This window comes from Arthrobacter sp. zg-Y1116 (assembly GCF_024385485.1).
In the GTDB taxonomy this organism is placed as follows: Bacteria; Actinomycetota; Actinomycetes; order Actinomycetales; family Micrococcaceae; genus Arthrobacter_B.
Genome location: NZ_JANFLR010000001.1, coordinates 492,002 through 512,316 on the forward strand (window position 1 = coordinate 492,002; position 20,315 = coordinate 512,316).

At 66.6% G+C, this 20,315-nt stretch carries 20 protein-coding genes and 2 tRNA genes; 8 read left to right on the forward strand and 14 right to left on the reverse strand.

The annotated features are described in order from the left end of the window. The first annotated feature begins 3 nt into the window (after positions 1-3). From NNX34_RS02235 to NNX34_RS02245, 3 genes are all read left to right on the forward strand, one after another. On the forward strand, positions 4-714 hold the full coding sequence (locus tag NNX34_RS02235) for a dihydrofolate reductase (RefSeq protein ID WP_255764916.1): 711 nt from the start codon (positions 4-6) through the stop codon (positions 712-714). 10 nt (positions 715-724) lie between these two features. Next, entirely contained in the window at positions 725-1,867 is a 1,143-nt protein-coding gene (gene asd, locus NNX34_RS02240) for an aspartate-semialdehyde dehydrogenase (RefSeq protein ID WP_255764917.1), read from the forward strand. Between the two features lie 138 nt (positions 1,868-2,005). Next, positions 2,006-2,497 (forward strand): hypothetical protein, encoded by a 492-nt coding sequence (locus NNX34_RS02245; protein WP_255764918.1) that lies wholly within the window; start codon positions 2,006-2,008, stop codon positions 2,495-2,497. A 21-nt stretch (positions 2,498-2,518) separates the two neighbouring features. On the opposite strand, the gene NNX34_RS02250 is transcribed toward NNX34_RS02245, so the two are convergent. From NNX34_RS02250 to NNX34_RS02285, 8 genes are all read right to left on the reverse strand, one after another. Next, positions 2,519-3,583, reverse strand: a complete 1,065-nt coding sequence (locus NNX34_RS02250; protein ID WP_255765702.1) for a UDP-N-acetylmuramate dehydrogenase — start codon at positions 3,581-3,583, stop codon at positions 2,519-2,521. 5 nt (positions 3,584-3,588) lie between these two features. Beyond that, positions 3,589-4,020, reverse strand: a complete 432-nt coding sequence (locus NNX34_RS02255) for a MaoC family dehydratase (RefSeq protein WP_255764919.1) — start codon at positions 4,018-4,020, stop codon at positions 3,589-3,591. 5 nt (positions 4,021-4,025) lie between these two features. Further along, entirely contained in the window at positions 4,026-4,475 is a 450-nt protein-coding gene (locus tag NNX34_RS02260) for a MaoC family dehydratase N-terminal domain-containing protein (RefSeq protein ID WP_255764920.1), read from the reverse strand. Then, a complete protein-coding gene (locus NNX34_RS02265) occupies positions 4,472-4,711 on the reverse strand; it encodes a hypothetical protein (RefSeq protein WP_255764921.1) in 240 nt (79 codons plus the stop codon). Before NNX34_RS02265 ends, NNX34_RS02260 begins: the two co-directional genes overlap by 4 nt. Before the next feature lie 58 nt (positions 4,712-4,769). After that, a complete protein-coding gene (locus tag NNX34_RS02270; RefSeq protein WP_255764922.1) occupies positions 4,770-5,720 on the reverse strand; it encodes a DUF2797 domain-containing protein in 951 nt (316 codons plus the stop codon). Between the two features lie 81 nt (positions 5,721-5,801). Continuing rightward, entirely contained in the window at positions 5,802-6,368 is a 567-nt protein-coding gene (locus tag NNX34_RS02275; protein ID WP_255764923.1) for a type 1 glutamine amidotransferase domain-containing protein, read from the reverse strand. A 243-nt stretch (positions 6,369-6,611) separates the two neighbouring features. Next, positions 6,612-6,685 (reverse strand) — tRNA-Met (locus tag NNX34_RS02280). A 75-nt stretch (positions 6,686-6,760) separates the two neighbouring features. After that, positions 6,761-6,832 (reverse strand) — tRNA-Thr (locus NNX34_RS02285). A gap of 183 nt (positions 6,833-7,015) precedes the next feature. On the opposite strand from NNX34_RS02285, the gene NNX34_RS02290 reads away from it, so the two are divergent. After that, positions 7,016-8,389: a protein kinase gene (locus NNX34_RS02290; RefSeq protein WP_255765703.1), complete on the forward strand. Its 1,374-nt coding sequence runs from the start codon at positions 7,016-7,018 to the stop codon at positions 8,387-8,389. 120 nt (positions 8,390-8,509) lie between these two features. Here NNX34_RS02290 and NNX34_RS02295 read toward each other — a convergent pair whose 3' ends face one another. The 3 genes from NNX34_RS02295 to NNX34_RS02305 form a co-directional block, all read right to left on the reverse strand. After that, on the reverse strand, positions 8,510-10,408 hold the full coding sequence (locus tag NNX34_RS02295; RefSeq protein WP_304659652.1) for a DEAD/DEAH box helicase: 1,899 nt from the start codon (positions 10,406-10,408) through the stop codon (positions 8,510-8,512). A 344-nt stretch (positions 10,409-10,752) separates the two neighbouring features. Beyond that, a complete protein-coding gene (locus tag NNX34_RS02300; protein WP_255764924.1) occupies positions 10,753-11,433 on the reverse strand; it encodes an MOSC domain-containing protein in 681 nt (226 codons plus the stop codon). Positions 11,434-11,442: 9 nt separating this feature from the next. Then, positions 11,443-12,732 (reverse strand): glycosyltransferase 87 family protein, encoded by a 1,290-nt coding sequence (locus NNX34_RS02305; protein WP_255764925.1) that lies wholly within the window; start codon positions 12,730-12,732, stop codon positions 11,443-11,445. Positions 12,733-12,890: 158 nt separating this feature from the next. On the opposite strand from NNX34_RS02305, the gene NNX34_RS02310 reads away from it, so the two are divergent. Together NNX34_RS02310 and NNX34_RS02315 are read left to right on the forward strand one after the other, a co-directional pair. Next, positions 12,891-14,069 (forward strand): amidohydrolase, encoded by a 1,179-nt coding sequence (locus NNX34_RS02310; RefSeq protein ID WP_255764926.1) that lies wholly within the window; start codon positions 12,891-12,893, stop codon positions 14,067-14,069. Beyond that, the gene (locus NNX34_RS02315) at positions 14,069-14,512 is read left to right on the forward strand and encodes a hypothetical protein (protein ID WP_255764927.1); all 444 of its coding nucleotides are present in this window, start codon (positions 14,069-14,071) and stop codon (positions 14,510-14,512) included. The genes NNX34_RS02310 and NNX34_RS02315 overlap by 1 nt, the downstream gene beginning before the upstream one ends. Here NNX34_RS02315 and NNX34_RS02320 read toward each other — a convergent pair. Next, positions 14,509-15,654, reverse strand: coding sequence for a cystathionine gamma-synthase (locus NNX34_RS02320; RefSeq protein WP_255764928.1), 1,146 nt, complete (start codon positions 15,652-15,654; stop codon positions 14,509-14,511). The genes NNX34_RS02315 and NNX34_RS02320 overlap by 4 nt on opposite strands. Positions 15,655-15,724: 70 nt before the next feature. Next, entirely contained in the window at positions 15,725-17,104 is a 1,380-nt protein-coding gene (locus NNX34_RS02325) for a cystathionine beta-synthase (RefSeq protein WP_255764929.1), read from the reverse strand. A gap of 124 nt (positions 17,105-17,228) precedes the next feature. Between NNX34_RS02325 and NNX34_RS02330 the strand changes: the two genes are divergently transcribed. Further along, positions 17,229-18,209 carry a DNA-3-methyladenine glycosylase gene (locus NNX34_RS02330; protein ID WP_255764930.1) on the forward strand — a complete coding sequence of 327 codons (981 nt, stop codon included), beginning with the start codon at positions 17,229-17,231 and terminating at the stop codon, positions 18,207-18,209. A 63-nt stretch (positions 18,210-18,272) separates the two neighbouring features. After that, the gene (locus NNX34_RS02335) at positions 18,273-18,557 is read left to right on the forward strand and encodes a putative quinol monooxygenase (RefSeq protein ID WP_255764931.1); all 285 of its coding nucleotides are present in this window, start codon (positions 18,273-18,275) and stop codon (positions 18,555-18,557) included. A gap of 7 nt (positions 18,558-18,564) precedes the next feature. Here NNX34_RS02335 and NNX34_RS02340 read toward each other — a convergent pair whose 3' ends face one another. Beyond that, positions 18,565-20,157 carry an ammonium transporter gene (locus NNX34_RS02340; RefSeq protein ID WP_255764932.1) on the reverse strand — a complete coding sequence of 531 codons (1,593 nt, stop codon included), beginning with the start codon at positions 20,155-20,157 and terminating at the stop codon, positions 18,565-18,567. Between the last annotated feature and the right edge of the window lie 158 nt (positions 20,158-20,315).

The window sequence follows — 20,315 nt, forward strand, 5'->3', positions numbered from 1 at the left end:
ACCATGACCGAGTCCCTTCCCGTAACAACTACTGCCGCCCCGGCCGGCCCCACCCGCTACTTCCCGGTAGGCGGCGGCTCCGGTGAGGGCGCGGACCTGGGCCAGGTCCTCCAGGAGCGCGGCACGGTACCCGAGGGTGAACCCGTCATTGGCATGGTGTGGGCCCAGACCGTTGACGGCGTCATCGGACGCGACGGCGGCATGCCGTGGCACCTGCCCGAGGACATGGCGCACTTCAAGGCGACGACGGCGGGACACCCGGTCATCATGGGCCGCCGCACCTGGGAGTCCTTCCCTGCTGCCTACCGTCCGCTGCCCGGGCGGACAAACATCATCGTGTCCTCCAGTGCCGCACTGCGGGACGAAGCCGCGGAGGCCGGCGCCGTCGTCGTCGGCTCCCTCGAGGATGCCCTGACCCTGGCCCGAACCAGTTCCGGGAGCACGGAAATCTGGATCATCGGAGGTGCACAGCTGTATGAAGCAGCCGTTTCCGTGGCCAATACCGCGGTGGTGACGGTCATCGACGTGGAAACCGAAGGCGACACGTTCGCCCCGGCACTGGGCCAGGACTGGACCTTCAGCGGTGTCAGTCCTGCCGCCGACTGGTACACGTCTTCCAACGGCACCCGCTACCGGATTGCCCTCTGGACACGGGACCGCGGGGAAGACGACCGTGACGGACACAACCAAGACGCGGCGGACCCGCTGGCCTAGAGTGGAAACCATGACTTCTTCCTCCATTCCCGCTTTTCCCAGTGCAGGTTTCGTCGGCTGGCGCGGCATGGTCGGTTCCGTCCTGATGCAGCGCATGCAGGACGAGGGCGACTTCGAGCTGGTCAACCCGGTGTTCTTCTCGACCTCCAACGCCGGCGGCAACGCGCCGTCCTTCGCGGCCGGAGCTGAACCGCTGCAGGATGCGTACGACGTCGACGCGCTGGCCAAGCTGCCGATCATCGTCACCGCCCAGGGCGGCGACTATACGGCGGAGATCTTCCCGAAGCTGCGCGCCGCCGGCTGGGACGGCATCTGGATTGACGCCGCTTCCACGCTGCGCATGGACGACGACGCGATCATCGTGCTGGATCCGGTCAACCGTGACGTGATTGACGCGGGCCTGGCCCGCGGCGTGAAGAACTTCGTGGGTGGAAACTGCACCGTGTCCTGCATGCTGATGGGCCTCGGCGGACTGTTCCGCAACGGCCTGGTCGAGTGGGGCACGTCCATGACCTACCAGGCAGCCTCCGGCGGCGGCGCCCGGCACATGCGTGAACTGCTGAACCAGTTCGGTGCGCTGAACGCTGCGGTGGCGCCCAACCTCGCCGATCCGGCGTCGGCCATCCTGGAGATTGACCGCGCCGTCCTGGCCCAGCAGAAAAACCCGTCCATGGACTCCTCCCAGTTCGGCGTGCCGCTGGCCGGTTCGGTGATCCCCTGGATCGATGCGGACCTCGGTAACGGCATGTCCAAGGAAGAGTGGAAGGGCGGTGCGGAAACCAACAAGATCCTGGGCCGCGGGACCGACGGACGGATACCGTTTGACGGGCTGTGCGTTCGGATCGGCGCCATGCGTTCCCATTCCCAGGCCCTGACCCTGAAGCTGACCGAGGACCTTTCCGTGGCCGAGATCGAGAAGATCATCGACGCGGACAATGAATGGTCCAAGGTGGTGCCCAATACCAAGGAAGCCACCATGGCCGAGCTGACTCCGGTGGCGGTCACCGGCACGCTGGACATCCCGGTGGGCCGCATCCGCAAGCTGGAAATGGGTCCGGAGTACATCAGTGCCTTCACCATCGGCGACCAGCTGCTCTGGGGCGCCGCCGAACCGCTGCGCCGGATGCTGCGCATCGCCACCGGCAACCTCTGATTTCCGGTTCCCGTTCCGGGTCCGCTCCCCCGTGGAGCGGACCCGCGCTGCGTTAAGGGGCGTTGGCTCCCAAGACCGGTTTGCGGCTTGAAACCGGAGTGCCTGAAAAATGTCAGTGCCGGGTGGCATGTTGTCCGCATGGAGAAGCAAAGCGTGGATCTCGTCCTTAACACTTTCTTCGCCTTCAGCTGTGCCGGCAAGCAGACCCCCACCCGCGCCCGCTATCTCCGCGTGGCGCTCCAGCTGCGCCGGTATCTCGAGGCCGAGGGCGCACGCATCCTCTGCGTCGAGGACCAGGCGCTGCTGGCGCTTGAGCGGAGCCTTGAGCCGGAAGCGGCCTTCGCCCGGCTGTTCGGCGCCCACGAGCTCGCCTATGCCCTCAGCGGTTTCCTGGAGCCGGAGTGGCTGCTGCCTGATCTGCAGGACCGGCGCACCCAGGTGGCCCTGACGCCCCGGCTGATCCAGTGGCTGTGCAACAGCTGCCTGCTGGATCCGGGCCGGGACCGCCCGGCCATCCGGAGTGCGCGGGCAGCGGCTGCCGAGGCACGGAAAGGCCCTGCACGGAAGGGGCTTGCGGAGGAAGGACCTGGACCGCCGGGACCCGCGCTCGGCGACAATCCCGGCGGCTGAGTCCTCCCGTGCCCCAGACCGCTACAGCGCGCAGTTCACCAGCAGGGGCTCGGGGTGGAGCCGGATACCAAAAGCCTTCTCCACGCCGGCAGCAACCGCACGGGCCACCACCAGCAGGTCCTCGGCAGCGGCGTCGCCGCGGTTGGTGACGGCCAGGGTGTGCTTGGTGGACAGCGAGGCCCGCCCGCCGGTGCCGTCCTCGGGGGCCAGCCCGAAACCCTTGCGGAAACCGGCGTGGCTGATCAGCCACGCGGCGCTGAGCTTCACCTTGCCGGGTTCCGCCACCGGGTAGCGGGGAGCGTCTGCCGGCAGCGCGGCTGCGGTTTCCTCATCAACGATGGGGTTGGTGAAGAAGGAACCGGTGCTGTAGGTGTCCGGGTCCGAGGCGTCCAGGACCATGCCCTTCCCCGCCCGCAGCCGGAGGACTTCGCGGCGCACGTCCACGGCGTCGGCACGCTCGCCGATCTCCACTCGCAGAGCCCGGGCGAGCTCGGCGTAGCGGACCGGAGCGCTGGTGGACCCCTTGGAGAGGGCGAACTCCACGGTCAGCACCACGTAGCGGGGAGAGCCGTTTTTCGTGCTGCGCTTGAGCACCGAATCCCGGTAGCCGAATTCGAGATCGGCGTTGGCGAATTCCACGACCGTGCGCTCGGTGCGGTCCCAGGCCCGCACCGAAGTGATGGCCTGCGAGACGTCGGCGCCGTAGGCACCCACGTTCTGCACCGGCGTCGCTCCGGCCAGCCCCGGAATACCGGAAAGCGCCTCCAGGCCGGAGTAGCCCTCCGACAGGGTGTACGCCACCAGCTCGTCCCACGGGTGCCCGGCCTCTGCGCGCAGGACGGCAGTTCCGTCCCCGGCCTCCCGGATGTCCAGCCCGCGGCTGGCAATGTGGATGACGGCGCCGTCGAAGCCTTCGTCGGAGATCAACAGGTTGGAACCGCCGCCGATGATGAGCAGCGGCTCCCCGGCCTCATCCGCGGCGCGGACGGCGATGATGAGTTCGTCTTCGGTTTCTGCTTCCAGGTAGCGGCGGGCCGGTCCGCCTACGCGTGCGGTGGTCAGGGATGCCAGCGGCATCCGGGTCAAAGCAGTCACCAGACCCGCACCACTGCCTGTGCCTTGACCAGCACCTTCTGTCCGTTGAAGGTCACGGTGAGATCCACGCGTGCCGTCGAGTTGTCCGCGTCGATGGCGCCGATGACACCGGCAACCTCCACGACCGCCCCGGGGGCGCCGTCGATGTCCTCCACCAAGACGGGACGGGTGAACCGCGTCTGGTAGTCGATCACCGCTCCCGGATCTCCGATCCAGTCGCTCACCAGCTGGACTGCGGTGCCCATGGTGAACATGCCGTGCGCTATGACGCCGGGCAGTTCCACCTCGCGGGCGAAGCGCTCGTTCCAATGGATGGGGTTGAAGTCGCCGGAGGCACCGGCGTAGCGGACGAGGTCGGCGCGGGAGATTTCCAGCGCCGCGGAACCGATTTCGGCACCCTTGGACAGTTCACTCAGTGCAATGGACATAGCGGTTACTGCCCCTCTCCGCGGACGAGGATGGATGAAAGGGTGGTGGCTACCTGCTCGCCCTCGGTTGTGGAAATTTCCGCGCGGGTGGTGATCAGGGCGCCGTCGCCCATAGCCCGCACGGAGTCCACGTGCAGCTCGGCCACCAGCTCGTCTCCGGCCACGATGGGACGGTGGTGGGTGAAGCGCTGATCGGCATGGACCACCCGGGAGAAATCGATGCCTGCATCGGGATCGGCAACCAGCAGCGCGTCGGCACGCTGGGCAACGATGATGGCGAAGGTGGGCGGGGCAACGAGGTCTGCGTAGCCCAGGTCCTGGGCGCGGGCGACGTCGAAGTGGGCCGGGTTGGTGGCCTTGACGGCCGCAGCGAATTCGCGGATCTTCTCGCGGCCCACGGAGTACGCTGCCCCTGCCGGGTACGTGCGTCCCTGTAGTTGGGGGTTGATGCTCATTTTTTGCCCTCCATGCCCTTGATGCGGCGCCGGGTGTCCCTGGCGCGGATCACCATACCGCTCAGGTGCGTGCTCAGGCCCACCACAATCAGGGGAAGGGCGATGTACATCAGGACCTGGTTGTCCAGGACAGCTCCCAGAAGTACCAGCAGCACCCCGAGGCCGCTGAGCGCCAGGGCGCTCACGACAAGTTTCCGGTAGAGGGGCGAGCCGGTTTCCCAAGGGGTATTTAGCATGTCTTCAGAATACAGGGGCGGGCGGGAAGGGCCCGAAACGGTGCGCGCGCGGTTCCCGCTAGAACAGCGCGGCCTGCAGTGCAGGGACGGCTGTGCGGAAGGAACCGTACTGCAGCCGGCGGCCCTTCAGCCGGGACAGGTCCGCTGCAAACAGGGTTTCTTCGCCGTCCACCCGGACCAGGGCCGTTGCGCCCAGGACGGCCTGGATGACCATGCCGTGCTCTCCGGATGCCGGGTCGCACGGATACAGTTCGCACGGCGTTTCCAGCACGGTGGCGAACTGGGCCGGTGGTTCCCAGACTTCGTCGGCCGTCCGGAAACCGGTAACCGCCACGTCCGGCAGCATGGAACGCACCGACTCCGCGGCCTCGGCGTTGCGGGCGTCCAGTTCCGCGGCGGCCAGGGGCCGGGCCAGCGCCGCCGTTTTGGTTCCCGCCCGGACTGCCTGCTGCAGGCCGACCACGGCCGTCACGGCGTCTTCGAGCACCCGCACCACCAGTCCGTCGCCGGCACGGGCGACATATCGGGCACGGACGGCCCCCTGCTCAACCAGGCGGAGCTGCTTGCGCCCGTCCGCTGCAGTGCCGACCTTGGTGGATCCGTCGGCGAAAGTGGCCACGTACAGCCAGTGCGGCTGATCCAGGTAGCGCCGGAGCGCGTCGGGGATGCTGTCCACCCGATGGCTGTTGTGGATGCCGCGCACCTCGTCCCGGATGAAGCAGCTGCTGCACTGATAACCGCGCTCGGCAGGAGCCTGGCCAGGACAGGGAGTGTGGGACTGGACGCCGTCGTCGTTCACCTGCCAGGAGCCGAGGCAGAACTTTTCGTTGCCGTTGGCGTCCGCCAGGACACGGAACCGTAGTTCGGTGCCCGGAGCGAGCGGCTGCTTTTCGGCCTGCCCGTTGGGAAGGTGCAGTGCCAGGTTCGGGCCGGACGTGTCCCAGGAGGTCCCCGAACACAGGAACCTGCCGGCGTCGGCGGATGCTGCGGTGCCCCCGGCTGCAGGCATGGTGGACCTCCCGGATAACGCCAAAAGGGTGGGATAACGTTTTTCACGTTACCCCACCCTTCGGCGGTGTTTCGGGAGGTGTCAGGCGTGCTGGCCCGCGTGTTCCCCTTCGGCGATTTCCTCAACGAGCTTGTCGTTGAAAGCCGGCAGATCGTCCGGGTTGCGGCTGGTGACGAACCCCTGGTCCACCACCACTTCCTCGTCGGTCCAGTTCGCGCCGGCGTTCTTCAGGTCCGTTGCCAGCGTGTGGTAGGACGTCAGGTCGCGGCCCTTGACGACGCCGGCCTCGATCAGCAGCCACGGGCCGTGGCAGATGGAAGCCACGGGCTTGTGCGCCTCGAAGAAGGCACGGGCAAACTGCTGGGCGTTCTTGTCCACGCGGAGGAAGTCTGCGTTGACGACGCCGCCGGGCAGGACGAGTGCGTCGAAGTCGCTTGCGTCGGCGTCGGCCACGTCCAGGTCGACGGTGAAGGTTTCACCCTTGTCCATGCCATCGAAGCCCTGGACGGTGCCCTTCTTCGGGGACACGAGGACCGGCTCGCCGCCGGCGTTCTTGACTGCTTCCCAGGGGCTGGTCAACTCAATCTGCTCCACGCCGTCGGTGAGGAGGAAAGCGACCTTCTTGCCGGAAATATCGTGCTCTGCCATGGTGACTCCGTTCGTTTCAGCTGCGGCCGGAAAACCTGCGGGCCGCAGCGATGCTTCTACGGTGGTGGTGCCTGGATCGGGAAACCTTTCGGTTTCCCGCTACGCCCACCCTATGGAGAACCGGCAATGATAAGCAACCTTAGTGGACTGTCGGAGCGGCGCGGCGGTGCGCGGCCACCGGCCCGGGGCAAACAAAAAGGGCAGGTACCGGAAGATTGAAATCTCCAGGACCTGCCCTGTTTGTAGCGGTGGGGAGGCTCGATCTCCCGACCTCACGATTATGAGTCGTGCGCTCTAACCAACTGAGCTACACCGCCAAAATGAGTAAAGCCCGCCCTACATAGGCCTCTGCAAAAACAAACAGCCTTAGCAACGCGGGCCCTCCCATTGAGAGCCCCGACCGGGAATCGATCCCGGGACCTCCATCTTACCAAGATGGCGCTCTACCACTGAGCTATCGGGGCAACGACATAAAACTCTACCAGCACTTTTCAGGAACATGAAATCGAGATGGACCGTTTGGCCCAAAGGTGACCAGCGACACTTTCTGCCCGCCCGACACGCCGTTCCGTGCGGCAAAAAAGGTCAAATCCTGCCCTGTTTATCAGTATGCTTATGCTACGAGAAAGCGAGGGCACGTGAGCATAGTGCCGAACCATGTTTCAGAAGGTCTCTTCCTGGGTGGAAGATACCGGCTCCTGAATCAAATCGGGGCAGGTGCCATGGGCACCGTCCACCGGGCCAAGGACGAGTTCCTGGACCGGGACGTAGCGGTGAAGATCATCCGCCCGTCAGCCACCAGTGAGATCGACCTGCGGCGCAGTGACGCCGAGGCCAAGATCCTGGCGCGCCTGAACCACCACAGCCTGGTCACCCTGCTGGATGCCGGATCGGACACGTCCAACCCGGAATCGCCGCTGATCTACCTCGTGATGGAACTTGTCCAGGGCCTCGATCTGCGCGAACGGCTGAAAGAGGGCCGGCTGCCCCGCCGCCAGGCCGCGATGCTCGGCTACGACCTCGCCATCGGACTGGAGTACATCCACGACAACGGCGTGGTGCACCGGGACGTCAAGCCCGCGAACATCATGCTGTTCGACTACCGCAGCGCCGATGCCCGGCTCCGGGCCAAGCTCACCGACTTCGGCGTTGCCTTCGTGTCCGGCGACCCGCAGTCGCAGCACGGCACCTTCTCCGGCACCGCGGCGTTCATGAGCCCCGAGCAGGCCCGCGGCGAACAGGCCGGACCGTCCAGCGATGTGTATTCGCTGGGCCTGGTACTGCTGCAGTGCCTCACGGGAGAGCCGGCCTTCCCCGGCCCCGCCCTGGAGAGTGCCCTCGCGCGCCTTCTCCGGGACCCTGAGATCCCCGCAGAGCTGGGAGCGGACTGGGTGTCCCTGCTGCGCGCCATGACCGCTCAGGACGCTGCAGGGCGTCCCAGCGCCCACGACGTCTCCCAGGTCCTGTATGACATGATCATCGCCGCGCGCGGCCGGCACCGGGTTGACCCGGAGATCCTGCCCGCCGACGAAGCCCAGCGGATGGACGCGGTCCGCCGCTATGACCTGCTGGACACTCCCCCTGACGGTGCCTTCGACCGGGTCACGGCCCTGGCCTCCCGCCTCTTCGACGTCCCCGTGGCAATCGTCAGCGTGGTGGACACCGACCGGATCTGGTTCAAGTCCCACCACGGCACCGACGCCGTCGAGATCGGCCGCGATCCCGGCCTGTGCGCCTCCGCCATCCTGCAGGACAGCGTGTATGTGGTCGACGACGCCCGGCAGGATCCGCGAACGCTGGCCAACCCGCTGGTGGCCGGAGACTTCGGCCTGCAGTTCTACGCCGGCGTTCCGCTGCAGACCAGTGACGGGTTCAATCTGGGCACGCTCTGCATCCTGGATACGAAGACGCGCACTTTCTCCCCCGAGGATGCGGCAACACTCTCGGACCTGGCCGCGATTGTTATGAATGACCTGGAAATGCGCCTCGAAAGCCGCCGCGCAGGCGGGTCGGTCCACTAGCCGGAGCTGCAACCCGGCGCCACAGGGCATAACAAGAAGGACGCCTCCCGCAGCGGGAGGCGTCCTTCTTGTTATACGGAGTTGCGCTGCGGCGCCTTAGGTTCCGGCGCCGCAGGCTTCCTAGTCGCGGAAGCGGGGCTTGCGGGCACCGGCAGCGGCGCTGTCGCGGAAGCCGCCTTCACGCTTCTTGAACGGGCGGTCGCTGCCGCGGTCCCCGAAGGAACGCTCGCCGTCGCGCTTCTTGAAATCCTTCTTGAATCCGCCACGGTCGGCGCGGTCGTTGAAGCTGCCGCCGCCTTCACGCTCGCGGGCCGGCTTGCGTCCCTTGTCCAGCTCGAGGTGGATCAGTTCGCCGCCGATCCGGGTGCGGGACAGGGCGCGCAGCTGGTCCTTGGACAGATCTGCAGGCAGTTCCACCAGGGTGTGGTCTGCACGGATGTCGATGCCGCCGATCTGCGCGGAGGACAGGCCGCCCTCGTTGGCGATGGCGCCGACAATCGAACCGGGCAGCACGCGCTGGCGGCGGCCGACGGCGATGCGGTACGTTGCATTGCCTTCGGTCAGCGGGCGCGTCGGGCCGCGTGAGCCGACGCCGTCGTTGCGGCCTTCGGAACGCTCGCGCTGGCGGGCGGGAGCCTGTGCGACTTCCTGCAGCAGCAGCGGGCGTCCGGCCTGTGCCATGACGGCAAGGGCTGCGGCAACCTCTTCGGCGGGCACGTCGTGCTCGGCGATGTACTTGGTGACCAGGTCCTTGAATACCGAGATGTCTTCGGAAGTACGGGTTTCCGTGATCTTCTCGGAGAACTTGGCCAGGCGCTTCTCGTTGACGATGTCGACGCTGGGAAGCTGCATGTGCTCAACCGGCTGGCGTGTTGCCTTTTCAATGGCCCGCAGCAGGTACTTCTCGCGCGGGGTCATGAACAGGATGGCGTCGCCGGTGCGTCCTGCACGGCCGGTGCGGCCGATGCGGTGGACGTAGGACTCGGTGTCGTGCGGGATGTCGTAGTTGACGACGTGGCTGATGCGCTCGACGTCGAGGCCGCGGGCGGCAACATCCGTGGCAACCAGGATGTCGATCTTGCCGTCGCGGAGGGCCTCGACCGTGCGCTCACGCTGCTGCTGCGGGATGTCGCCGTTGATGGCGGCGGCGCTGTAGCCGCGGTCCTTGAGCTTGTCAGCCAGGTCTTCGGTGGCCGCCTTGGTCCGGACGAACGCGATAACGCCGTCGAACTCTTCGGTTTCCAGGATGCGGGTCATTGCATCCAGCTTGTGCGGGCCCATGACCTGCACGTAGCGCTGGCGGGTATTCGCACCGGTGGTGGTCTTGGACTTGACCGTGATTTCCGCAGCGTTGTTCAGGTACTTCTTGGCAATCTTGCGGATGGCCGGCGGCATGGTGGCGGAGAACAGTGCAACCTGCTTGCTCGCCGGAGTGGAGGAAAGGATCTGCTCCACGTCTTCGGCGAAGCCCATGCGCAGCATTTCGTCAGCCTCATCGAGCACCAGGTACTCGAGGTTGGACAGGTTCAGGGAACCCTTGGCGATGTGGTCAATCACACGGCCGGGGGTGCCCACAACAACCTGGGCGCCGCGGCGAAGGCCGTTGAGCTGGGGGCCGTAGGCGGAACCGCCGTAGACGGGAAGCACGGTGATGCCATCCATGTGGACGGCGTAGGAAGTGAAGGCTTCTGCAGACTGCAGGGCCAGTTCACGGGTGGGTGCAAGCACCAGCACCTGGGTGTCCTTGGTTGCCGGGCGGCCGGCGAGCAGGGACAGGGCCGGAACGGCGAATGCCGCGGTCTTGCCGGTACCCGTCTGGGCCAGGCCGACGACGTCGCGGCCTTCGAGCAGCAGGGGGATGGTAGCTGCCTGGATGGGAGACGGCGTTACGTAGCCGACATCCTTCAGGGCTGCCAGGACGCGCTCGTCCAATCCGAAGTCACTGAACAGCACGGTGTTCTCTTCGGTTTCGGGAGCGGCATTTTCGACGTTGGTGTTTTCCAGCGTGGCTTCAGACAAGAGGTAATCCTCATTCAATCGGGACCGGGCAACCAATAGGCTGCAGGACGTAAGTCCGGCGCTGTTGCAATCCCAGGCAGGACTTTCCGTCACAGCTGTGGGCCGATTTCACTGGATTGTGCCTACGACCGGTGTGACGATTTCTTTGCCGGCGCTCCCCGAAAGATGAATCTGCCCGCATTAGATGCGAGCCCCAACACAACGAACCGTACGGATTGAACCGTAGGAAATAAGGGAATACCGGAGTGGGGGATGTTTTCCAGTGTACGGCATCCCGGCGCCCGGTGCGTGGTCGGAGCCGGTGAGCTTGCGCACAGGCGCTGTGCGCAGGGCTGCGCACAGGGCTAACCCGCGGCCGGCACTGCCGCCGTGGACCGCACTGCTTTGGCCGACATGGTGCGCAGGACCTTGAGTATTTCCGGTGACAGCGTGATCTCGCCGGCGCTCCGGGACGCCTGCAGCGCCGCCGCCTGATCGGCGTCGAGGCCACGGAAGACGTCGCGGACACTCACGCCATGGCTGGGTGCGGTCACCACTTCCACCGTGTCCCCCGCAGCGATGCTGCCGCGGCGGCGGACCCGCAGATAGGTGCCCACCCGGCCGGCCTCCGCGAAGCGGCGCTGCCAGTTCGGCACCTCCATCCGCCGCTGGAAGTTGCGGCACGGGGTGCGGGGGCAGGTCACCTCCAGCTCGACGTCGGCACCGATCCGCCACCGCTCGCCGATCAGGGCGGCAGTGGCGTCAATACCGTCCAGCCGCAGGTTTTCGCCGAACAGTCCGGGCGGGATCTCCCGTCCCAGTTCCCGGGCCCAGTACTCGGCGTCGTCCTGGGAATAGGCATAGATTGCCTTGGATTCGCCGCCGTGATGCTTGCGGCTGGCCTGCAGGTCTCCGGTTAGCCCCAGGGGATGGACCTTTACCGGTCCTGCCACGGCACGCTTGTCGATGGCAGTGACGCCGGTGGCGTCCTTCGTGGGCAGAAGGCCGTGCAGCAGGCATACGGCGAGCAGGGAACCGGTTCTCATGCCAGCAGTCTAGGGCTGCGGCTCCGTGGCCCGCTGCAACCCGGGCGGATTGTTTCGCCACCACTGGCGCGGGCGGCTGCCCCAATAGTCGACGTACCACCAGGCCAGCAGCCCGATGCCCCAGAAGACACCGGCACTGGAGGCCATCAGCCACGGCTCGGGCAGCTGGGAGTCCAGGTTGGGCGCATTGAACAGTTCGCCGATGGTCTTGGGCGAGTATATGAAGATCACCAGCGAGGAGGCCAGCAGGAGGAACCCGGTGATCTTCAGTCTCCGGCGCTCCGGCTCCACATCCATCACGTTCCGGGCCAGGACAGGGATGAAGAGGGCCACCCAGACCCAGTGGTGTGACCAGGAGACGGGGGAAATCAAGAGCATCAGCAGCGCGGTGACTGCCAGTGCGGTGAAGGTCTGCCCGCGGTTGCCGGCAATGCGGATGACGACGGCGGCAGCGGCGACAGCCAGCAGTGACAGGAGAAGCCACGGAAGGTCGACGGGGAAATCCGGGCCGCCGAAGTGCAGGATCGCGCCCTTGATCGAGAGGTTGTCCACGTAGCCGGCACCGCCGATCCTCGAGGTGTCCGGCAGCAGGTCCAGCCAGTACGTGCGGGATTCCCGCGGAAGGATCAGGAAGCCCAGGGCGAAGGTTGAGAGGAAGCCGTAGGTCATGTTGCGCAGCCCGCGCCAGTCGCCCCGCGCCAGGAAGTACAGGCCGAAAACCAGCGGGGTGAGTTTCAGTCCGGCCGCCACCCCGGTCAGCAGACCTGTGGGCCAGCTTTCCTTCTTGATCACGAAGTCGGCCATGATCAGTCCAAAGAGCAGGATGTTGATCTGCCCGAAGGCCTGCGTTTCGCGCCACGGGCCGAGCAGCACGATCAGCCCGGTGCCGGCGATCGCCAGCGGCCGGAGCCAGGGGTGGCGGAGTACATCCATTGCGCCCCTGCGGCGGAAGACATAGCGCACTGCCCAGACGGCGGTGGCTGCGGCAATGGCGATGGAAATGCCGGTGAAGATGTTCAGCCCCACGCTCTGGCCGAACGGCGCCAGCACGGCAAAGACCAGCGCGGCAAAAGGCGGGTAGGTGAAGAGCAGGCTGCTGTCGGCGTCGTACTGGACCGACTTCGTATACAGTTCACCGGCGGCGTCGATGACGCTCTGCCCGCCGGAAAGATAGACGCTGAAGTCGAGGCCGTGGCGCGGCGACAAGTCGAAAGCTGTCCATACGAGCAGCCCGGCTAATGCCAGCGCCCCCAGGGTCGCAACGGTCCGCACAAAAGCGGATCGGTGGATCTGGCCCATTGTTCTCCCTGTAAGACTGCCGGCCGCGCACGTGGCGCTACATAGCGTTTTTTCGTCGATCTTGACACCCGCAAGTCTACCGGGCAGCCCGCCCCGCCTCCCCCGTCCGGAGGCAGGCGATAGGCTGGCCGGACCAGATCAGTAAGCGAAAGGTCCCCATGTCCCCCGCGCTTCAAGCCATCACCAATGCCCATGTGGTTCCGGTCACCGGAAGGCCCTTCGACGGCACCGTCCTCGTCGAGGACGGGCGGATCCGGGAGCTGGGTCCCGACGTCGAGGTGCCCGCAGGCGCCCAGGTGCTCGATGCCGGAGGCCAGTGGCTGCTGCCCGGGCTGGTGGATGCGCACACCCACCTCGGCGTGCATGAGGAGGGTGAAGGCTGGGCAGGCAACGATTCCAACGAGATGACGGACCCGGTGATGGCGGGCGTCCGCGCCCTGGACGCCGTCAACCCCTTTGACACAGGGTTCGACGACGCGCTGGCGGGCGGAGTGACCACGGCCAATATCAACCCCGGTTCCGGCAACCCGATCGGCGGGCAGGCAGTGGCGCTGCACACGCACGGGCGCTACCTGGAGGAAATGGTGCTGCGCGCGCCCAGCGGACTGAAGTCCGCTCTCGGAGAGAACCCGAAGCGGATCTACAGCGACAAGAAGCAGACCCCCTCCACCCGTCTGGGTACGGCGATGGTGATCCGGCAGGCCTTTATGGATGCGCAGAACTATCTGGGCAAGGCGGACCCGAACGCCCGCGACCCGCACCTTGAAGCCCTGGCCATGGTGCTGAAGCGGGAAATCCCCTGGCGGCAGCACGCCCACCGGGCGGACGATATCGGCACCGCCCTGCGGCTTGCGGACGAGTTCGGCTACGACCTGGTGCTGGATCACGGCACCGAAGCCCATCTGCTGGCCGACGTCCTGGCCGAACGCGGCGTCCCGGTGCTCATCGGTCCGCTCTTCACCACCCGTTCGAAGGTGGAGCTGCGCGGCCGCAGCATGGCCAATCCGGGGAAACTGGCTGCTGCCGGGGTGGAGATCTCCATCATCACCGACCATCCGGTGGTCCCCATCAATTTCCTGATCTACCAAGCCGCGCTCGCGGTGAAGGAGGGACTGGACCCCGAGGAGGCACTGCGTGCCGTGACGATCAATCCCGCCCGGGTCCTGGGCCTCGCGGACCGGCTCGGTTCCCTGGAACCCGGCAAGGACGCGGATCTGGTCCTGTGGAGCGGCAATCCGCTGGACGTGATGCAGCGGGCGCTGAAGGTATGGATCGGCGGCCGGGAGGTCTACCGCTATGACCTTGACGCCCGCGAACAGATAGTGGCGCCCCGCTGATGGGACCGGGTTCCGGCACTCCCGCGCCGCGTACTCCCCCGCCTCGCACCCGCCCGCCCCGCATCATCCGGGCAGCGGCCGCCGCATGGCTCGCGGCAGCCGCGCTGGTGGCCACAGCGGGCGTCTCGTTCATCATTTCGGCCCGGACCCAGCATCAGGACAGCGCTGCGCTGACCCTGCTGGGGATCCTGGCCCTGGTGCTTGCTGCCCTGAGCGCCTACAGCGTGCTGCGCCTGCGGTCGGGTAAGCGCAGCGCCCGGGAAACACTGAGCAGTATCGGGGTGATTGCCGGGTTCCCGCTGCTCTTCCGCGGCCCGGCGTTAGTGGCCGTAGGCCTGGTGCTGCTGGCCTGCACGGCGCTGCTCTGGCTGCCGCAGAGCAGCAGGTATTTCCAGCTCCGCGACCCGAAGAAGCGCAAGGGGCGCAGGGGTACGGCTTCCTAGAGCTGGCCCAGCGCCTGGTCGAGGTCCGCAATGAGGTCCTCGACATCCTCCAGGCCCACCGAAAGCCGCAGCAGGTTCTCCGGCACGGCCAGCTCGGTGCCCTTGACCGAGGCGTGGGTCATTTCCGAGGGGTAGTTCATCAGGGACTCCACCCCGCCCAGGGATTCGGCGAGCAGGAACAGCCGGGTGGATTCGGCCACTTTCCGGGCCGCCGCCTCGCCGCCCTTGAAGGACACGGAAACCATGCCGCCGAAGTCCTTCATCTGCGCTTTGGCCAGGTCATGCCCCGGGTGCTCTTCCAGCCCCGGATACAGCACGTGCTCCACGGCGGGCTGCTCCTTCAGCCACTTCGCCACGGCCATGGCGCTGGCGGAATGCCGGTCCATCCGCACCGCGAGGGTCTTCAGCCCGCGGGTGGTCAGCCAGGCTTCCATCGGCGCGGACACCGCCCCGACGGCAAACTGGATGAATCCGACCTCCTCCGCCAGGGCGTCGTCGTTTAGGATGACGGCACCGCCTACTGCGTCGGAGTGCCCGCCGATGTACTTGGTGGTCGAGTGGACGACGACGTCGGCACCCAGGGCCAGCGGCTGCTGCAGGTACGGGGACGCAAAGGTGTTGTCGACCACCAGGAGGGCGCCGGCGTCGTGCGCGGCCTGTGCCGTTGCGGCGATGTCGCTGATCTTCATCATCGGGTTCGACGGTGTTTCGAGCCAGACAATCTTCGTGTTCCCGGCGGCGATGGCAGCCGCAACCGCCGCGGCGTCGGACATATCCACGGCAGCATTGGTGATTCCCCACTTGCCCAGCACCTTGTTGATCAGGCGGTAGGTTCCGCCGTAGGCATCGTTGCCCAGGACGATGTGGTCCCCGGGAGCCAGCAGCCCCCGGATGAGGGCGTCCTCCGCGGCCAGCCCGGAGCTGAAGGAGAAGGCATGCCTGCCGCCTTCCAGTGCAGCAAGCTGCTGCTGCAGCGAATCCCTGGTGGGGTTGGTTCCGCGGCCGTACTCATAGCCGTTGCGCAGGCCGCCGATGCCGTCCTGCGCGTAGGTGGTGCTCTGGTACAGGGGCGGAATGACTGCGCCAGTGGTGGGATCCGGTTCCTGCCCCGCATGGATGGCGCGCGTACTGAAGCTGCTCATGGTGTTCTCCTAGCGCCGGCAGGGACCGGCAGATCGGTGCAGGCAGCACCCCTGCGAAGGTGCGCCGGGGTTACAGGCTCAGGTACGAAAGTAGGTCGTGCCGGGTCAGCATGCCAACGGCTGCGCCATCGGACGTAACCATGACGGCGTCGTCCTCCTGCAGCTTCGAACGCGCGGCGGCCACGGTGTCCCCCGTACCCACCAGCTTCGGACGCGGCCCCATGTGCTCGCTGATCCGATCCGTCGGCTTGGCCTCGCCGCGGAAAAGCTTCTCCGTCAGCGAGCGCTCATCCACCGATCCGAGGACTTCGCCCAGGACCACCGGCGGTTCCTGCGAGAGGACAGGCAGATACGAGACGCCGTACTCGTTCAGGATCGCGATGACGTCCCGCACGGTTTCGTTTGGATGGGTGTGGACCAGTTCCGGCAGCGAGCCGTCCTTGGTGGCCAGCACGTCGCGGACGGTGGCCTGCTCCCCGCCGTCCTGCAGGAAACCGTAGGACCGCATCCACTCGTCGTTGAAAATCTTGCCCATGTATCCGCGGCCGCTGTCCGGCAGCAGGACCACGACGACGTCGTCGGGCCCCAGCGAGCGCGCAGCCTCGAGTGCCGCGGTGACGGCCATGCCGGAGGACCCGCCTACCAGCAGGCCTTCCTCCCGGGCGAGGCGGCGGGTCATGGCGAAGGAGTCCGCATCCTTCACGGCAATCACCTCGTCAGGCACGGACGGATCGTAGTTGTCCGGCCACATGTCCTCCCCCACGCCTTCCACGAAATAGGGGCGGCCCGTGCCGCCGGAATACACCGAGCCGTCCGGGTCTGCGGCAATCACGCGTACCGGCCCGGAGGCACGGTCCGCGGAGACTTCCTTCAGGTAGCGTCCAGTGCCGGTAATGGTGCCGCCCGTGCCGGCGCCTGCCACGAAGTGGGTTACCCGGCCGTCTGTATCCGCCCAGATTTCCGGTCCCGTGGATTCGTAGTGGCTGGCCGGGGCCGACGGGTTGGAGAACTGGTCCGGCTTGTACGCGCCGTCGATCTCGCGCACCAGCCGGTCGGAGACTCCGTAGTAGGAGTCGGGGCTGTCCGGAGCGACCGCCGTCGGGGTGACCACCACTTCGGCACCGTAGGCACGCAGTACGTCCCGCTTCTCCACCCCCACCTTGTCCGGGGTAACGAAGATGCACTTGTAGCCCTTCTGCTGGGCCACCAACGCGAGCCCGACACCCGTGTTGCCGCTGGTGGGCTCAACCACCGTGCCGCCGGGCAGCAGCTTCCCCTCACGCTCGGCCGTGTCGATCATCTTCACGGCAATGCGGTCCTTCACGGATCCGCCCGGATTCAGGTACTCCAGCTTCACCAGGACGGTGGCACTGATGCCTTCGGTCACGTGGTGGAGCTTCACCAAGGGAGTGTTGCCGATCAGGTCCAGGACGGTATTGGCATACTTCATGTGACCCACGGTACTTCTTCCTTCCCGCTGTGGCATGGGGGGCGGAACGCGGCGTAGCAAAAGCCACATCCGGGCAGCCGGCAGTGCGGGCAGAAGCGGGGGTGGTACGTGCAACGATAGTTGCATGTCCTTCACTGCCGCTGGTCCAGCGCTGCAGCAGGCTCCCTCCGGTCTGGTGCGCTGCTGGGAGTCCCCCGCCCCGTACTGCCTGCAGACCTCGCTGCGCATCCTGGTCCGCGGTAAGCAGGATCCGACCATCCGCCTCGGCCCGGGTGTTGCCTGGCTGGCCTTCCTCACCCCGGAAGGTCCGGCTACCCTGCACCTTCGCGAGGAACCCGTCCCGGCCCCCGGCGCACGGGTCCGCGCCCGGGCCTGGGGGCCAGGTGCCCGGTGCGCGCTGGACTCGGTACCCGCCCTGCTGGGTGAACACGACGACTGGTCCGGCTTTGACGACGACGGGTTCCTCGCGACCCTGCCCCGGATGGTCACGGAGACCCGGCGGCGGAACCTCTCCCTGCGGCTGCCGAGCACGGGCCGGATCATGGACAGCCTGATCCCGGTGGTGCTGGAGCAGAAAGTCACCGTGTTGGAGGCCTACTACGCCTGGCGCTACCTGGTGACCCGCTACGGCGTTGACGCACCCGGCCCGGCGCCGTCGGGCATGAAAGCCTCCCCTGCCCCGGAGACCTGGCGGAAGATCCCCAGCTGGGACTGGCACCGGGCACGGGTGGACCTTTCCCGTTCCGCCACCATCCTGCGGGCCTGTGCGCTCGCCTCGGGGCTGGAGCGGCTGGCTGGGGATCCGCTCGGCGAGGACCTGACCGCCAAGCTTTGCTCCGTTCCGGGAATCGGCGTGTGGAGCGCTGCGGAAATCACCCAGCGGACGCACGGTGCTCCGGATTCCGTCTCCGTTGGCGACTACCATCTGGCCGCCTACGTGGGCGCGGCCCTCACCGGGAAGCGGACCGACGACGCCGGCATGCTGGAGCTGCTCGCACCCTGGCGGGGACACCGCCAGCGGGTGGTGCGGATGATCATGCTCAGCGGTTACCGCAAACCCACCTACGGACCGAAGCTCGCCCCGATGGACCACCGCCGCCGCTGAGGTATCGGCAGCGTGTTGGGTCGGTTGCACGGCAGTTTCCGTGGACAGTCCTATGGTGGGGGAATGGAAACCAATACCCCCATCAATCTCCGCGCCACCATGGTCCCCAACGCCGGCGAGCACATGCGCGTGAAGCTGGCCCTGGACATCGCCATTGAGCAGGTACGGACGGAACCGGGCTGCCTGCGCTACGAAATCATCGAGGACTCGGAGTCGGCAATTGTGCTGGCGGAGCAGTGGGCCTCCCGTGAGGACCTGGAGCGCCATGCCCGCGGTGCCGCCCTCCAGGACCTGCAGGAATCCCTCAGTGCCCTGCTGGCCGAACCGCTCAAAGTGGAACGGGTCTAACCCGGCGTCAGTTCGGGGCGATTGCCATCCGGTAGATGGATTCGGGTTCCGCCCCGAACCGTTTCAGCACCGCAACCACCGCTTCCTCGTGTTCCGGGTCCACTGCTGCCTGCACCCGGAACCGCTCATCGAAATCGATCAGCCGCTTTTCGCTGCGGAAAGTATCGCTCCGGATCTTCCCGGAGTAGACAGCGGTTTCGGAGAGCTCCAGGGAGCGGGCGCCGGCCATAAGCAGCGCATCCCGCAGCCCGTCTATGCGCTCGGTGTTGACCAAGGCGCTGATGACATGGCTGGGGGCGGAGTGGCGGGCGTCGCCGCCGGGGCTTCCGTCCACCGCCGCCCGGCCCGCAGCCGTGGGACGGGCACTGATTCCGCTGAGTGAATACGCGGACGAGTCCTGCTGGACGCGGTCCAGGTCCTCCTGCTCCGCACCCGGCTCCTTTAGCCCTATGGTCCGGGAGATGACGGCGGCAATGACCCAGCTGAGCACGAAGGAGAAGAGCACCACGGAAACGAGGGCAACACTCTGGTGCCACAGCAGCATTCCCCCGCCGCCGGAGAAGATGCCGTCATCTCCGGCCGGGTTCACTGAGCTGTCCCCGAAGAAACCCAGCAGGAAGGACCCCAGCACGCCGCCCACAAAATGGACGGCAATGACGTCCAGGGCGTCGTCGTAATGCAGGACACTCTTGAGCCGCACCGCCACCACGCACACGCAGCCCGCGATCAGTCCGATCAGCAGGGCCGCCCCGGTGCCGACATAACCGGCGCAGGGCGTGATGGTGGCCAGGCCCGCAACTGCACCGGAAATTGCTCCTACCAGCGTGCAGTGCCCTCTGGTGATCCGCTCCACGAGCAACCATGTGAGCATCGCGGCCGATCCTGCCACGTGGGTATTGATCAGTGCCTGCGCGGCAATGTCGTTGGCCTGCAGCCCGTCACCCGCGTTGAATCCGAACCACCCGAACCAGAGAATGCCGCCGCCCACCAGCATCAGCGGAAGATTGTTGGGCGAGGTCCGCAGGTTTGGCCACCCGCGCCGCCGGCCCACCACCAGCAGCACCGCCACGGCGGCGGCACCCGCGGAGGCGTGCACCACCATGCCGCCGGCCCAGTCCTGGGCGCCAAGCTGGAACAGCCATCCCTTTGGATGCCAGAGCCAGCGCGCCACCTGCGGATAAACCAGGATGGAGAATGCGGCAAGGAAAACCACCCAGCCGGCGAACCGGAGCCTGCCGGCTGTCGCACCGGTGAGCAGTGCGGGAGTGATCACCGCGAACATCATCTGGTAGGCCACGAAGGCCAGCGTCGGAATGGTCACGCCCGCCGCAACGGTGTGGAACTGCGGAGTGTCGACGTCGATAAGCGCAAAGGCGTCGAATTCGCCGAGCACGGAGTTGCCCCCGTTGCTGAAGGCCAGGGTGTACCCGACGAGGATCCAGGTCACCGAGATGATTCCGAGCGGGATGATGTTCTGCATCAGCATGGTCAGGACGTTACGGACGGGAACCATCCCGCCGTAGAAGAGTGCCAGGCCCGGGGTCATAAACAGCACCAGCCCGGCGCAGATCAGCACCCACGCGGTGTCCGCCCCGTTCATGCCCGGCTCCCCGGGGTGTCAGGTGTTCCGGTTCCTGCTTTGCCGATTGTTCCGCTGTTGCCGCACATACGATCCCCGCTTCCAACTCCGCTTTTATCAAGCCGTGGGCGTTCGAGTGGCGGAGGCCCGAAAAGCTGTGACGGGACCCCGGACCAATT

Excerpts from the sequence above, each read along its gene's own strand:
- NNX34_RS02245 (WP_255764918.1), top strand. The coding sequence starts at position 2,006 with ATGGAGAAGCAAAGCGTGGATCTCGTCCTTAACACTTTCTTCGCCTTC.
- NNX34_RS02320 (WP_255764928.1), bottom strand. The coding sequence starts at position 15,654 with ATGAGCAGCTTCAGTACGCGCGCCATCCATGCGGGGCAGGAACCGGAT.
- NNX34_RS02270 (WP_255764922.1), bottom strand. The coding sequence starts at position 5,720 with ATGCCTGCAGCCGGGGGCACCGCAGCATCCGCCGACGCCGGCAGGTTC.
- NNX34_RS02315 (WP_255764927.1), top strand. The coding sequence starts at position 14,069 with ATGGGACCGGGTTCCGGCACTCCCGCGCCGCGTACTCCCCCGCCTCGC.
- NNX34_RS02255 (WP_255764919.1), bottom strand. The coding sequence starts at position 4,020 with ATGTCCATTGCACTGAGTGAACTGTCCAAGGGTGCCGAAATCGGTTCC.
- asd (WP_255764917.1), top strand. The coding sequence starts at position 725 with ATGACTTCTTCCTCCATTCCCGCTTTTCCCAGTGCAGGTTTCGTCGGC.
- NNX34_RS02275 (WP_255764923.1), bottom strand. The coding sequence starts at position 6,368 with ATGGCAGAGCACGATATTTCCGGCAAGAAGGTCGCTTTCCTCCTCACC.
- NNX34_RS02340 (WP_255764932.1), bottom strand. The coding sequence starts at position 20,157 with ATGAACGGGGCGGACACCGCGTGGGTGCTGATCTGCGCCGGGCTGGTG.
- NNX34_RS02305 (WP_255764925.1), bottom strand. The coding sequence starts at position 12,732 with ATGGGCCAGATCCACCGATCCGCTTTTGTGCGGACCGTTGCGACCCTG.
- NNX34_RS02235 (WP_255764916.1), top strand. The coding sequence starts at position 4 with ATGACCGAGTCCCTTCCCGTAACAACTACTGCCGCCCCGGCCGGCCCC.
- NNX34_RS02265 (WP_255764921.1), bottom strand. The coding sequence starts at position 4,711 with ATGCTAAATACCCCTTGGGAAACCGGCTCGCCCCTCTACCGGAAACTT.
- NNX34_RS02300 (WP_255764924.1), bottom strand. The coding sequence starts at position 11,433 with ATGAGAACCGGTTCCCTGCTCGCCGTATGCCTGCTGCACGGCCTTCTG.
- NNX34_RS02310 (WP_255764926.1), top strand. The coding sequence starts at position 12,891 with ATGTCCCCCGCGCTTCAAGCCATCACCAATGCCCATGTGGTTCCGGTC.
- NNX34_RS02330 (WP_255764930.1), top strand. The coding sequence starts at position 17,229 with ATGTCCTTCACTGCCGCTGGTCCAGCGCTGCAGCAGGCTCCCTCCGGT.
- NNX34_RS02260 (WP_255764920.1), bottom strand. The coding sequence starts at position 4,475 with ATGAGCATCAACCCCCAACTACAGGGACGCACGTACCCGGCAGGGGCA.
- NNX34_RS02325 (WP_255764929.1), bottom strand. The coding sequence starts at position 17,104 with ATGAAGTATGCCAATACCGTCCTGGACCTGATCGGCAACACTCCCTTG.
- NNX34_RS02335 (WP_255764931.1), top strand. The coding sequence starts at position 18,273 with ATGGAAACCAATACCCCCATCAATCTCCGCGCCACCATGGTCCCCAAC.